Source organism: Archangium minus (assembly GCF_044360475.1).
Taxonomy (GTDB): domain Bacteria; phylum Myxococcota; class Myxococcia; order Myxococcales; family Myxococcaceae; genus Archangium; species Archangium minus.
Genome location: NZ_CP043494.1, coordinates 4,025,876 through 4,039,918 on the forward strand (window position 1 = coordinate 4,025,876; position 14,043 = coordinate 4,039,918).

The 14,043-nt window shown below is 68.8% G+C and carries 8 protein-coding genes; 3 read left to right on the top strand and 5 right to left on the bottom strand.

Annotated elements, in window-relative coordinates; translation table 11 throughout:
- Window positions 1-74 precede the first annotated feature (74 nt).
- Together F0U60_RS16650 and F0U60_RS16655 are read left to right on the top strand one after the other, a co-directional pair.
- Complete coding sequence (locus F0U60_RS16650; protein WP_395820664.1) at window positions 75-1,289, top strand: cyclic nucleotide-binding domain-containing protein; 1,215 nt, start codon at window positions 75-77, stop codon at window positions 1,287-1,289.
- Window positions 1,290-1,431: 142 nt separating this feature from the next.
- The gene (locus F0U60_RS16655; RefSeq protein ID WP_395820667.1) at window positions 1,432-2,421 is read left to right on the top strand and encodes an AbrB family transcriptional regulator; all 990 of its coding nucleotides are present in this window, start codon (window positions 1,432-1,434) and stop codon (window positions 2,419-2,421) included.
- A 42-nt stretch (window positions 2,422-2,463) separates the two neighbouring features.
- Here F0U60_RS16655 and F0U60_RS16660 read toward each other — a convergent pair whose 3' ends face one another.
- The 5 genes from F0U60_RS16660 to F0U60_RS16680 form a co-directional block, all read right to left on the bottom strand.
- Complete coding sequence (locus F0U60_RS16660; RefSeq protein ID WP_395820669.1) at window positions 2,464-3,360, bottom strand: alpha/beta fold hydrolase; 897 nt, start codon at window positions 3,358-3,360, stop codon at window positions 2,464-2,466.
- A 61-nt stretch (window positions 3,361-3,421) separates the two neighbouring features.
- Entirely contained in the window at window positions 3,422-4,045 is a 624-nt protein-coding gene (locus F0U60_RS16665; protein WP_395820671.1) for a double-CXXCG motif protein, read from the bottom strand.
- Window positions 4,046-4,137: 92 nt separating this feature from the next.
- Window positions 4,138-6,072: an ATP-binding protein gene (locus F0U60_RS16670; RefSeq protein WP_395820674.1), complete on the bottom strand. Its 1,935-nt coding sequence runs from the start codon at window positions 6,070-6,072 to the stop codon at window positions 4,138-4,140.
- Window positions 6,073-6,228: 156 nt separating this feature from the next.
- Entirely contained in the window at window positions 6,229-7,221 is a 993-nt protein-coding gene (locus tag F0U60_RS16675) for a serine protease (RefSeq protein WP_395820676.1), read from the bottom strand.
- 105 nt (window positions 7,222-7,326) lie between these two features.
- The gene (locus tag F0U60_RS16680) at window positions 7,327-8,520 is read right to left on the bottom strand and encodes a cytochrome P450 (protein ID WP_395820679.1); all 1,194 of its coding nucleotides are present in this window, start codon (window positions 8,518-8,520) and stop codon (window positions 7,327-7,329) included.
- A gap of 195 nt (window positions 8,521-8,715) precedes the next feature.
- Here F0U60_RS16680 and uvrA point away from each other — a divergent pair, with 195 nt between their 5' ends.
- Window positions 8,716-14,019, top strand: coding sequence for an excinuclease ABC subunit UvrA (gene uvrA / locus F0U60_RS16685; RefSeq protein ID WP_395820682.1), 5,304 nt, complete (start codon window positions 8,716-8,718; stop codon window positions 14,017-14,019).
- Window positions 14,020-14,043 lie beyond the last annotated feature (24 nt).

Here is a 14,043-nt window from a genome sequence, read left to right on the forward strand (position 1 = left end):
TGAGAGAACCGAGTTGTAGGCGGGACGAGAGAGCCCCGGGGACGACCCGCGGCGCCTGCACCGGGAGTCATGCCATGAACGAGACGCTTCGCGAGCACAAGGACAAGGCCGCTCAACTCTTCGCCAGTGGAAAGCTGGAGGAGGCGCTCATCGAGTACGGGCTCGTGGTGCATGCCGCTCCGGAGGATCTGGGCAGCCGCCAGAAGGTGGCAGAGCTGCTCCAGCGGCTGGGGCGCAAGAAGGAAGCCGTTGAGATGTACGAGTCGGTGGCCATGGCCTGGGCCCGGCAGGGCTGGTTGCTGCGCGCCATTGCGCTGTGCAAGGTCATCCTCCAGCTCGACCCGGGCCACGCTCGGACGCAGCGGATGTTGGCGGAGCTCTATTCGCGCCGCCTGGCGCCCGCGCCCCGGCTGGTCCCCGCGCCGGCGCCTGTGGCGCCCGCGCCGCGCGACACCTTGCCGCGCATCCCGCTCTTCTCTCAGCTGGACGAGGCGGCCTTCGTGGCGGTGCTCGAGGAGCTGGCGATGAGGAGCTTCGAGCCAGGAGCCTCCATCGTCACGGAGGGAGAGCAGGGCAGCTCCATGTTCGCCCTGGTGGAAGGGCGCGTGGATGTGGTGCGCCAGCTGCAGGGGGGCAACCGGCGCAAGGTGGCCTCGATGGGCGAGGGTGAGTTCTTCGGGGAGATGGCCCTCCTGTCCGAGGGGCCGCGGCTGGCGAGCGTGGTGGCCACCGAGCGCACCGTGGCGCTGGAGCTGACGCGGGCGCAGGTGGAGCGGCTCGTGCAGCGCCACCCCTCAGTGCGGCAGGTGCTGCAGTCCTTCTATGAGGAGCGGCTGCTGGCCAACGTGCTGCGCAGCAACCCGCTCCTCTCCGCGCTCACTCCCGTCCAGCGCGAGGCCGCGACCCACGCCTTCCAGCTCCATACGGTGCCGGCCGGTCAGCGCCTGCTCGTCCAGGGCCAGCCGGGAGAGGCCTTGTTCCTGCTGCTCCGGGGCCGGTGCCGGGTGGTTCACCAGCATCCGGATGGGCGTGAGAGCGCCTATCCCGTGCTGCGCGAGGGAGACCTGTTCGGCGAGCTCTCCGTGCTGCTCGGCTTGCCGGCCACCGCCTCCGTGTATGCGGACACGCCCTGCACACTGCTCCGGCTGGAGCGACAGGCCGTCGAGCGGCACATCCTCGTCCAGCCCGGGGTCCGCCAGGCGCTCTCCCGGTTGAGCTCCGAGCGCCTCCAGCGCACGGCCCGGCTCCTCTCCGGACATGAGCTGCTCGACGGCGACCAGCGCGTCTGAGCTGCATTCAACCGCGAGCGGATGCGCTACCTTCCGCCGCCGGATGGCAAAGGACTCCAGACTCGATGGGCGGTCGCGCTCCCGCGTGTGGGCGGTCACGGGGGCGACCCTGCTGGGGGCGGCTCTCGGTGAATGGACCCATATGCCCGCCGGTGCGCTCCTCGGCGGCATGCTGGTGTCGCTCGTGGCCGCCCTGACCCTGTCGGTCCATGTCCCCGTGCCCCGTTCGCTGCTGCTGGGAGGGCAGGCCGTGCTGGGCGCCGCCCTCTGCTCCTCCTTCCAACCCTCCGCATGGAGCGCGCTCGCCGAGCACTGGCCCGTCGCGCTCGTCAACGTGGTGGGCGTGGTGGCCATTGGCCAAGGGGTGGCATTGCTCTTCAGCTGGTTGGGCGGTGTGGATATCCGCACTGCCACCATCGGCCTGATGCCAGGAGGCGCCTCGGCCATGATGGTCCTGAGCGAGGAGCTTGGCGCGGACTCGCGCCTGGTCGCGCTCTTCCAGTACCTGCGCCTGGGGGTGGTCATCCTCGTGGCGGCGGCGGTGGGCCGGTGGATGGGCGGTGGATCGGACACGCAGGTGGCTACCGCCGCGGCGCTGCCTGGCGCCCCGTCTTCCCTCCTGGCGTGGGGCTCGACGGCCCTCGTCGCTGTTGTTGGCGGAGTGGCGGGCACGTGGTTGAAGCTGCCTGCGGGCGTCTTCCTGGGGCCGCTTCTGTTGGGGATTCCCTTCACGGCCCTGGACATTCCCGTGGGTGCGTGGCCTCCGGGCGTGCTGGCCTTGTCGCTGTGGGTGCTTGGGGTTCGCGTGGGCAGTCACTTCGATGAAGCCGCCGTGCGCGAGTTGAAGCGTGTAGCGCTCAGCGCCCTGGGGGCGGTGATGGCCATGGTGGGGGGATGCCTGCTGCTCGCCTGGCTCTGGTCTTCCGTGGGTGGAGTGGATTTGCTCACCACCTATTTCGCCACCTCACCCGGCGGGGCCGACTCGGTGCTCGCCATCGCCCTCGAGACGCGAGCCAGCCTTTCCTTGGTGGTGGCCGTGCAGGTGGGGCGGCTCCTGCTTGTCTTCCTCGTCGCCCCCATGTTCATGCGCCGCCTGTCCACGCGGTTCCAGGGGAGCTCCGACAGTCGTTGAGCGTCGTGAACGTCAGACACCTGTCCCCTGGGGAGCGGGCCGTCAGGCTCTTGCACCCGTGTGTGAGAGGAGCGCCCGCGCGATCTCTCCGTACAGAGGGCGGGGAATGTCATGGCCCAACCCTTCGAGCATGAGCAGCCTGGCTCCGGGGATGCGCTCTGCCGCGGCGACACCATGCGCGGGCGGGAACATCGGGTCATCGGTCCCATGGATGACAAGCGTTGGCACGTGCAGGTTCTTCAGCGCCTCGGCCTGCTCGTGAGTGGGTGAGGGCACCAATCCATGGTTCGCCGAGGAGGCCGGGTTTCGAGCGCGCTGGAATATCCGTTCCACCGTGCGTCGACACTCCTGCTCGTCAAAGGGGGCCACGCTGCCGGCCATGGCCCGAGCCACCTTCACCTGGTGGTCGATGGCCTCCTGAAGGTTGGTAGGCGGGTTCGCAGCCGCCGCCAGGAACACCTCGATTGCACGTGGGGCGGGCGGTGGCAATCCCTCTGTCGTTGCCTGGCCTTGGAAGGCCAGCGCGAAGGTCTCCACGACCCCGGTGCGCAGCGGCGTGGACATCATCACCGTGAGGGAGAGAACGCGCTCGGGGTGGCGGATGCTCATGAGCTGGCAGATCATCCCGCCCATCGATGCGCCCACCAGATGGGCCGCGGCGATGCCGTACGCATCGAGCACCCCCATCGCGTCCTTGGCCAGGTCCTCCAACGTGTAGGGATTCTTCTGGAAGTCGATGACGGTCGACTGGCCGGTGTCTCGATGGTCGTAGCGGATGACGTAGTGCCCCCCGGCGACCAGCAGGTTGATGAGCTCCTCGGGCCAGAGAATGCCCTGGGCCGATGCACCCATCACCAGCAGGATCGGCGGGTTTCCGGGCTCGCCAAAGCTCTCGGTCCACAGCTCCATGCCATTGGACTTCACCATTCGTTCCGCCATGCCACTGCCTCCTTCCGCTGTTTGTACTTCTGCCGATGACGACGCGCCGTTCTACATGAGATCAGCGCACGGGCACCTCGCGAATGTCGAGCTCATCCAATCCCAGGCGCCGCACAGCCTCCACGAAGCGCTCTGTGGCGATGAAAATGGACTCGAAGTCACTCAACCGGAACAGATCCGTATTCTCCGGGAGCGACGTCGCGTCCAAGATGGGATTCTCAGGGAAGCGGAATGCGTCCCGGCCACACTTGGGGCAGGGTGGGGGGCGCTCTGGGAACCCACGCGGGCTCCTCACTCCCTCGGCCTGCAGCTGCTCCAGTGCCTGGTGATGCACCAGTGGCATTTCGAGGTAATAGAAAAACAGCGGGCTGAAGGTGCCAGTGGCTGTGCCCACCAACGGACCAAACATCGCTCCCGGAAGCAGTTGCGCTCCTGGTGGCACGAGTGGCCGCACCAATTCACGTAGCCGCACAAACTCGTCGAATGACTCCGCCCTCGGCTTTTCGTATTCGCTACGTTCGGGAAGGGAGGACAGGTCCACGCTTGGGTACGCAGTCATACTTCCAGCCCACGTGGCTTTGCATTCAGGACAGCGAAGTCCGGGAAGGCCACCCCATTTGTGCCTGGCGCTGAGATTGCCCGTGTACTTCGATTCTTTTGGCGCTCGCAGCTCGTAGAACCTCATCACTTCTCCCTTCCCATCCGGGTCAGGACGCAGCCCCCTCGCACACCTTCGTCTCTGTCCTCTCGTGGGCTAACAGTGCCCTCGTGCTGCGTTCAACCGCGGGCGGCGAGCACCTCGCGCGTCACCGCCAGCAAGGCACGCGCATTGAAGGGTTTTTCTACCCGGCGGTTGGGCACCCGCTCCAGGAAAGTTTTGGCTTGAGGTGTGAAGGCCCCTCCCGTGAGGAAGATGATCCGGCCAATCAGATCCGGCCTCAGCCGTTGCAGCGCGGCGTGGAAGTCCATCCCGCTCATCCGCGGCATCATCAAATCACACAGGATGAGGTCGAAGTGCGCTCCTGCTTCCAGCTGCGGCAGCGCCTCGGCCGCCAGCGTGGTGAGCACGACATCGTGGTGGGGTCTCAGAATCCGCTCCAGCGCTGAGCACAGCATCGGCTCGTCGTCGATGACCAGCACACGGCCCCGTGGTCCCTCGGTGACGGTCGTGGGGATCGGCTCCGGTACGTACGGCTCCTCCGCTGTGGTGGCCGCCGGCAGCAGCACCTGGAAGGTTGAGCCCCGCCCCAGGTCGCTGCGGACGTGCAGCTCCCCGCCCATGGCGGTGATGAGGTTGTGGCAGATGGACAGGCCCAGCCCGGTGCCCACTCCTGGCGGCTTGGTGGTGAAGAAGGGATCGAAGATGCGGCCTATCAACTCGGGCGCGATGCCCATCCCCGTATCCGAGACCTCCACTGCCACCTGCCCGGGCCCCGCCATGCGCGTGAGCACACGGATCTCATGGTGCTCCGAGTCGCCATCAGAGGGGAGCGCCTGTGCCGCATTGACCAGCAGGTTGAGGAACACCTGGCCCAGGCGTGAGTCGTTGCCTCGCACCAGGGGCACGTCCTCCCCGTACTCCTTCACCAGCCGCGCGCGCTGGCGGATCTCCCCGGCTGCCAGGTTGATCGTCGAGTCCAACACCTTCTTCACGTCCACTGCCCGGACGGACTCCTGGGTCTCTCGTGAGAAGGTTTTGAGATCTCTGACGATCGTCTGCACCCGGTCCGCGCCATGCAACGCCTCGCTGAGCGCGACGCACACCGACTTCAGCGGAGCCGACGGAGGGAGGCCTTCCACCGGCTCCTTGGGCCAGCGCTCCAGCTGACGGACCAGCTCCTCGTGCGCGTAACCGAGGTTCGCCGTGACGTAGGCCAGCGGGTTGTTGATTTCATGCGCCACGCCTGCGGCCAGCGTGCCCACCGAGGCCATCCGGTCCGCCAGCAGCAGCCTGTCCTGCAGCTGCTTGCGCTCGGTCAGGTCCGCGAACATGGTCACGATGTGGGGCATGCCCGCGAACTCGGCGAGGCCCGCGAACATGAGCACGTGGCGCAGCTCCCCACTCTTCGTTCGCACCCGCGTCTCCACCCCGCGCAGTACGCCCTGCTGCCGGAAGAGCGCCGCCAACCGGTCGGGCTCCACAGGGCTCTCCCACAAATTCAGGTCGACCGGGGTGCGCCAGAGGAGCTCCTCGCGGGAGTAGCCGATCAGCCGGGTACAGGCATCGTTCACCTCGACGAAGGCGTCACCCTCTCGCGTGGTGATGCAGGTGGGCACCGGGCTCTCCCGCAGCAGAATCGTCCCCAGTCCGTCCAGCGAGAGGTTCGCCGGCGGAGTCTCTGGCCGTCGCGTCGACTTGCGCTCGGCCAGGCGCAGCCGCAGCGTGGCCGAGGCCTCGTCCAGCGGCAGCAGCAGGAAGTCATCCGCTCCGGACTCGAGCACGGGCCACATTCGCTCCATCTGCTCGGGGCGGGCGACCAGGAGAATGGTGGCTCGTGTTCCGCGTGGACTGGCCCGGAGCGCACGCACGAGCACGACGCGCTCTCCCGCATCGTCCATTCCCACCAGCACGAGCGGGTAGGGGGACAGGTGGAAGGCCGTGACGGCCGCTTCGTCGTCTCCTGCCCGCGTCGGGGTCATTCCGAGCTGCCGGAGCAGGAACTCCACGGGCGAGAGATCAATGCTCCCGGATGGAACCAGCAGGGCCCGCATGTGCGCCTCGAGGTGGTGCCGTGTGACACCCCTGTCTTACTACGGGCAGGCACGAGCCCCGACGGTGGGGGCCCTCTCTGGGCTCTTCCGGGTGGGACTGTTGCCCAGGGAGTCATGGAATCAAGGAATTCCAAGGAGAACTCCCGAGGTGGCACCTCACTGGAGGTAGGTTTTGGGGGCCGAGATGCGCGCGAAGGCAGCCTGGGCCTGGAGCCAGCGGTCGATGACCTGGAGCAGGCCGTCGAACGTATCGCGCAACGCCCAGGCGCACGCGTCGGCGCTGTCGAGCCGTGCGCAGCGCTGGAGCCCCTCGCGCAGGGCGAACTGGGCGCCAGGGCAGTCCGAGCGTTCTAGGAGGAGCCGCTCGGTTGTCCGCTTGTAGATGCGGTAACACGCCTCTGGGTCTCCGCGGTTGTAGGCGGGGGCTCCGAGCTGGATGGCCTCCATGATGGCGAGGGCGATCTCCTCGACACCATCCGTGGCGCACCCCTCCAGCAGCGAGAGCGGGTGCGTGGGCACCTGCCGCTCGCGAGAGGCCGCGGGCCTGGCCACGGCGAGCGCGGAGAGCGGCTGCGTCCCGGGCTGCTCCAGCAGGGGCACCACGTAGCGCGAGGGGATGACGATGGTGACCGGACGCCCATCCGCGAAGGCGCATGTGGCCACGCCCACCAGTGCGCCCATGGCATCCATCACCGGACTGCCCGAGGCATCCTCCGGCAGCGAGGCCTCCAGCTCGAAGAAGGTGAGGGACTCGTCGAGCACCTGCACGGCATGGACCCGCGTCTCCATGAGTCCCAGCATGCCGCCGCCGGCGGGCAGGAGGATGAAGAGCGCATCGCCCTCGGACGGGCTCGCACCGCCATCGAATCGCAGGGCCTCCACGTCGTGTGTGGGCAGCTTCAACACGGCCAGGTCCCGCTTCTCGTCGAGGGCGACCACTTGCTCCACCCGCAGGAGCTGCTCGTCGGCGAGCAGGACGTGGATCTCCTCGGCGCCCGCCACCACGTGCAGATTGGTGACGAGCAGACCGTGGGGCGCGGCGACGAAGCCGACTCCCTGTCGGCTCGGCATCTCCAGGATGGCGAGGGAGGGGGCTGCCCGGGCGGCGACCGCGCGAGCGGTGGTGAGATCGGTGTCGACGGTCAACATGGGGGTCTCCTGCTTCCCTTCACCATGGACACGCCCACCGAACCGGGCAGCAGCGGCACTGGAATGAACCAACGGAGGCAGGGCAGGCAGGCGACCCCCAAAGCCTCAGGGGAGGTGCGCCACGAGCGGCAGCTGCGCGAGGCCCCGCATCACGAGCGAGGCATTCCACTCAATGGAGCCTTCCCCGGGCGTCAGCCTCGCGAAGCGGGCGAGCAGCTCCTCCAGGGCCACCCGGACCTCCATCCGTGCGAGCTGGGCCCCCAGGCAGAAGTGGATGCCATGGCCGAAGGGCAGGTTCTGCGGTCCGGGGCGCTCCATGTCGAAGCGATCTGGATCGGGGATGGCGGCCTCGTCCCGGTTGGCCGAGGCGATCAACAACAGAATCCGCGAGCCCTGGGGAATCCGTACGCCGCCGAGCTCCACCTCGTCGGTGTTCATCCGGAACAGCCCGTGTGCCGGGCCACTGTGCCGCAGCATCTCGTCGATGAAGCGGGGAATGAGTGTGGGCTGCGCGCGCAGCCGCGCCATCAGCTCCGGCTGCTCCTGGAACATCAGGGCACAGGAGCTCAGCAGGTGAGCGGCCGTCTCCAGGGCGCCGATGAGGAGCAGGAACAGGAAGCCCATCAAATCCGTATCCGACAGGGACTCGCCGTCCACCTGGGCCCGCAGCAGGTCACTCACCAGGTCGTCACGCGGCTCACGCCTGCGTGCCTCCAGCACCTCATTGAAGTGCGACCGGGTCTCGGCCACCGCCCTGTGGATCTCCTGCTGCCGCTGCGTGTCCTCTGGGCGGATGCTGGTGAACTCGCCGTAGACATCCGACCAGGACTTGATGATCGGATGGAGAGAACGGGGGAGGCCCACCAGCTCTCCGAAGACGGCGATCGGCACCCAGATGGAGAAGGCGTCCACGAAGTTCACGGAGCGGCCCACGGGCAGTGAGGCGACGACCTGGTGGGCCACTTCGCGGATACGTGGCTCCAGGCGGGAGACCATGGAGGCGCCGAAGGCTCGGTTGACGAGCGCGCGCAGCCGGGTGTGGCGCGGCGGGTCCATGACGAGCATGGAGTCCGCCAGCGGGTAGTCGGATTTCCAGGACGGGCGGTAGGTCCGTCGGATGCCCTCCGAGGAGAAGAGCTGCGGGTTCTTCATCGCCGTGAGCACGTCTGCTTGGCGAGCCACGACCCAAATGCCACCCGGATCCACCTGAGTCACGGGCGCGTTGCGGCGTAGCTCGGCGTAGACAGGGTAGGGGTTGGCCCGTACTTCGGGGTCAAGCAGGTTCAAGCGGTTGCTCATCGGGTGTATCTCGCGATGTGGAGTTGGTGAGGAGCAACCCCATGCTAATGCAGTTAGTGCTCCGAGGGCCGGCTGGTTTGGCGCGCTCTGCGGCCGATCATTATGGGGCAAGGCAGCTTGCCTGTTTTGTGGTTCCATCCCACGTGAAGGATTCCGTTGGCGAGCCTGACTTCTGCCGTTAAATCAGCGCTCCCCATGCATAAGACGCACCTCGTTGGCGCTCGGACCCACAATCTCCAGTCTCTCTCCGTGGACCTCGCCGAAGGTGAGCTGGTTTGCCTCACCGGAGTCTCAGGTTCTGGTAAGTCGAGTCTCGCGCTCGATACTCTTTATGCCGAGGGACAGCGTCGTTTCGTTGAGAGCTTTAGCCCGTATGCCCGCCAATTCCTCGAGCGGCTAGAGCGGCCCCCGATGGACAACCTGGAGCCCGTGGCCGCGGGCGTTGCGGTGGATCGCCGCGCGCCGGTGAAGAGCTCGCGCTCCACCGTGGCCACGCTGGCCGACGTTGAGGCGTACCTGTCTGCCCTCTTCACCCGCGAGGCCATGCCGGTGTGCTCGACGTGCGGGGTGGAGGCGGTGCGCACCGACGCGCGTGTGGCTGCCACGGCGACGCTCGCCGCCGAGCCTGACGCGCTGGCCGTGCTGGCCTTTCCCCTGCGTATCGCGGACACCGCCGAGTTCCTCGACGTGCGTGCCCGGCTTCTCAAAGAGGGCTTCCACCGGTTGGTGGTGCAGGGAGAGGTGCGCGAGTTGGAGTCGCTGCGGCCGAGCGAGGCCACTGACTCCGCCGGTGTGGCGCACGTGGTGGTGGACCGGGTGAAGCTGGCCCAGGGGCAGCTCGGCCGGGTGACGGCGGCGCTGGAGTCGGCCTGGGCGATGGGCAACGGCGAGGCGGTGGCCTTCACCCCTTCGGGCACTCGGCGCATCCGGCGTGGGCTGGTGTGCCCCCAGTGCTCGCGTGAGTTCGAGCAGGCCCGCCCCGGGCTCTTCAGCTACCAGTCGCCCACCGGTGCTTGCCCCACGTGCCGGGGCTTCGGCCGCACCATTGGTATCGACTGGGACAAGGTGGTGCCCAACCCGGGGCTGAGCCTGGAGAAGGGCGCCATCCGTCCGTGGTCGGGCAAGACGTCCGAGTGGGAGCGGAAGATGTTGTTCCGCTACGCGCGGGAGCAAGGCATTCCGCTGGACAAGCCCTGGGGGCAGCTCACCCCGGCGCAGCGGGAGCAGGTGCTGGAGGGCGAGGGCGACTACGACGGCGGCCGTGTCTACCCGGGCGTGCGTGCGTGGTTCCGCTGGATGGAGAGCCGCACGTACAAGATGCACGTGCGTGTGCTGCTCTCGCGTTACCGGGCCTATTCGCTGTGCGAGAGCTGCAAGGGCGCTCGCCTCAACGAGTCCGCGCGGGCGTGGCGGGTGGGCGGGTTGGATCTGGCAGCGTGGCACGGGCTGGAGTTGTCGGATGCGCGCGCACGCCTGGACGCCCTGCGCACCCATACGGGTCAGGGCGAGCTGGCACGGCGCGAGCTGGCCAACCGCCTCGGTTACCTGGAGCGGGTGGGCCTGGGCTACCTCACGTTGGACAGGCCCGCGCGCACGCTGTCCGGCGGTGAGGCGCAGCGCGTGTCCCTCACCGCGGCGCTGGGGACCTCGCTGACGGGGGCGCTGTTCGTCCTGGACGAGCCCACCGTGGGCCTGCACCCCGCCGATGTGGGTCCCCTGACCGGCGCCATGGCCGAGCTGGCCACCCGGGGCAACATCGCGCTCGTCATCGAGCATGATCCGCTCGTCATCCGCTCCGCGCACCGCGTGCTGGAGCTGGGGCCAGGGGCTGGCAAGCATGGAGGAAGGCTGTGCTTCGATGGCACACCGCAGGCGTTGGCGAAGCGCGCGGATCTGCCTACCGGCCGGTTGCTCACGGGGACCGGGGAGGAGAAGCGCACGCCGCGCGAGCGGACCGGTGAGCTGGTGGTGCGCAATGCTCGGGCCCATAACCTCCAGGGGGTCTCCGTGCGCGTGCCGCTGGGCGTGCTGTGCGCCATCACGGGCCCCAGCGGCTCGGGCAAGAGCACCCTGATGGACGAGGTGCTGTATCGCCACCTCGGGCGCGCGCTGGGCGAGAAGGATGTGGAGGCGCCCGGCGAGGCGGACGGCGTGGACGGGCTGGAGGCCGTGGAGCGCGTCACCTTCGTGGACCAGTCGCCGCTGGGGCGGACCTCGCGCGGCAACGCGGCCACGTACACCAAGGCGTGGGACAGGCTTCGCGAGCGCTTCGCCTCCGAGCCCGAGGCCGAGGTGCGGGGCCTGACCTCCGCGCACTTCTCCTTCAACGTGGACAAGGGGCGCTGCGAGGCCTGCTCGGGCGAGGGCTACGAGACGGTGGAGATGCAGTTCCTCGCGGATGTCTCCCTGCTGTGCCCTGTGTGCCGAGGCCGCCGCTTCAAGGAGGAGGTGCTGGCCATCCGGCACCACGGGCTCTCCGTGGCGGAGGTGCTGGAGCTGACCGTGGACGAGGTTCTGGAGCGCTTCGCCGACGACAAGCCGCTGGCGCGTGCGCTCGGGCCCGTGTCCCGGCTGGGCCTGGGGTACCTGCCCCTCGGCCAGCCCCTGTCCACCCTCTCCGGTGGCGAGGCCCAGCGCCTCAAGCTGGCGCGAGCCCTGGCCAGTGAGGCGAAGGGCTCGCTCTTCCTCATCGACGAGCCGAGCGCCGGTCTGCACGACGCGGACGTGCGCCAGGTGCTCGCCGCCCTGCATGAGTTGGTGGAGCGCGGCGCGAGTGTCGTCGTGGTGGACCATGACCTCGTCGTGATGCGGGGCGCGGATTGGATCATCGACCTGGGACCGGGCGGCGGTCGCAACGGCGGGCGCCTGGTGGCCGAGGGCACGCCGGAGCAGCTCATCGCCCGGGGCGAGGGCCTCACCGCGGCGGCGCTGCGCGGGACGTTGGGCGAGCCGGTGGTGCCGGGTAGGCGTGGCAAGGGCCCGGCGGAGGTGCCTCCCGCCATCGAGGTGGAGCACGCGCGCGAGCACAACCTGCAGGAGGTGTCCTGCCGGATTCCACTCGGGAAGATGACGGTGGTGACGGGACCAAGCGGCTCGGGGAAGAGCTCGCTCGTGTTCGACGTGGTGTTCGCCGAGGGCCAGCGGCGCTTCCTGGAGACGCTGACGCCGTACGCGCGCCAGTTCCTCCCCACCATGCCGCGCCCGGACGTGGAGCGCATCAGCAGCATTCCGCCCTCCGTGGCGCTGGAGCAGCGGACCTCTCGCGCTGGCGCCACCAGCACGGTGGCCACCGTCACCGAGGTGGCCCACTACCTGCGTCTCCTCTTTGCCAAGCTGGGGCAGCCCCACTGCCCGCGTGACGGCGAGCCCATCGCCTCCACCACGCCCGAGGTCCTCTATGCGCAGCTCACCGCCATGAAGGGGGATGGCACGGTGCTCGCGCCGGCCGTGCGAGCGCGCAAGGGCACGTACTTGGATGTCTTCACCGCCGCCGCGCGCGCGGGCATCGAGACGGCCATCGCCGACGGGAAGGTGGTCTCCACCGACCAGCCGCCGCAGCTCGTGAAGTCGCGCGAGCACGACATCGACCTCGTCATGTACCAGGGCAAGCTGGCGAAGCTGCCGCGCGAGGTCTTCGACAAGGCCCTCACCTGGGGCAAGGGCGCGCTGAAGGTGCGTGCCGGCGGCAACAAGGAGACGCTCCTGTCCAGCGAGCGCACCTGCCCCGTCTGCGGCTTCTCCGTTCCGGAGATGGATCCGCGGTGGTTCTCCTTCAACACGAAGCAGGGCCGGTGCGTGGACTGCGAGGGCACGGGCGTGGAGGGCGGCGCCGAGGCGCTGGCCGAGGGCCGTTCCGACGCATGCCGCACCTGCGAGGGCTCGCGCCTGGAGCCGGTGCCTCGCGCCGTGAAGCTGGAGGGCCTGCGCTACCACGAAGTGGTGCAGCAGTCCGTCACCGCCGCGCTGGCGCGAGTGCGCGAGTGGAAGTTCCGCGGAGACCGGGCGCTGCTCGGCGAGCCGTCCCGCCAGGAGCTGCTGCGGCGCATGGAGTTCCTGGATCGCGTGGGACTGGGCTACCTGTCGCTGGACCGGAACGCGTCCACGCTCTCGGGTGGCGAGATGCAACGGCTGCGGCTGTCCGCGCAGTTGGGCGCGGGCCTCACCGGCGCGATGTACGTGCTGGACGAGCCCACCATTGGCCTGCACCCGCGCGACACCCACCGGCTGTTGTCCAACCTGCGCGCGCTGGTGGACACCGGCTCCACGGTGTTGGTGGTGGAGCACGACACGGACACCATCCGTGCGGCGGATCACCTGCTCGAGTTGGGGCCCACCGGAGGCCGAGGTGGCGGACGCATCCTCGCCGAAGGCCCGCCCGAGAAGGTGCTGCAGATGGAGGATGCGCCCACTGCCCGTGCGCTCCGTGAGCCCGCCGTGCTGGCCGCCACGCCCCGGGGCGCCCCGGAGAAGTGGATCGAGCTGAAGGACGCCCGCGCCAACAACCTGAAGGGTGTGGACCTGCGCATCCCCGTGGGGCGGCTCACCGTGGTGTCGGGTGTGTCGGGCTCGGGGAAGAGCACCCTGGTTCGTCAGGTGCTGTACCCGGCCCTGCGTGAGAAGCTCGGGCTGGTGACGACGCGCCCGGGGCCCTTCAAGTCCCTGATGGGAACGGAGGCCATCCGCCGTGTGCTGGCCGTGGACCAGTCGCCCATCGGACGCACGCCGCGCTCAGTGCCGGCCACCTTCCTGGGGCTCTGGGACGAGCTGCGCCGAGCCTTCGCCGCGACTCCCGAGGCGAAGCTGCGCGGCTTCAGCCCCGCGCGGTTCTCGTTCAACACCGCGTCGGGGGGCCGATGCACGGCGTGCGAGGGGCAAGGGGCCATCTCTCACGAGATGTCCTTCCTCCCGGACGTGGTCACCCCCTGTGAGGCCTGCGGTGGGGCGCGCTTCGACGCGGCCACGCTTGAGGTGCGCTACCACGGGTTGACCATCGGTGACGTGCTGCGCCTGTCGGCGGACGAGGCCAAGGATGTGTTTCATGCACTGCCCAAGGTGGCCGCGCCGCTGTCCTGCCTGTCGGACCTGGGCGTGGGCTACCTGCAGCTCGGGCAAGGGTCGAACACGCTGTCCGGCGGCGAGGCGCAGCGGTTGAAGCTGGCCGCGGAGCTCACCGCGTCCACGCGTCACGAGCCCACGCTGTACGTGCTCGACGAGCCCACCACGGGCCTGCACCTGGGGGATGTGTCGAAGCTGATCGCCTTCCTGCGCAGGCTGGTGGACCGTGGGGACACGCTGGTGGTCATCGAGCACCACCCGAGTGTCATCGCCTCGGCGGACCACGTGGTGGAGCTGGGGCCGGAAGGCGGCGAGGCGGGCGGGAGCATCGTGGCGGAGGGGACACCCCAAGAAGTCGCGCGGCTAAAGACGGCCACGGGCCGGGTGCTCAAGTCGCTGTTCGCCGCGGAGGAGCCAGCCCGGAAGGTGGCGCGGGGGCGGTGATGTGTGAGTTCGGAGGGGGAAGCA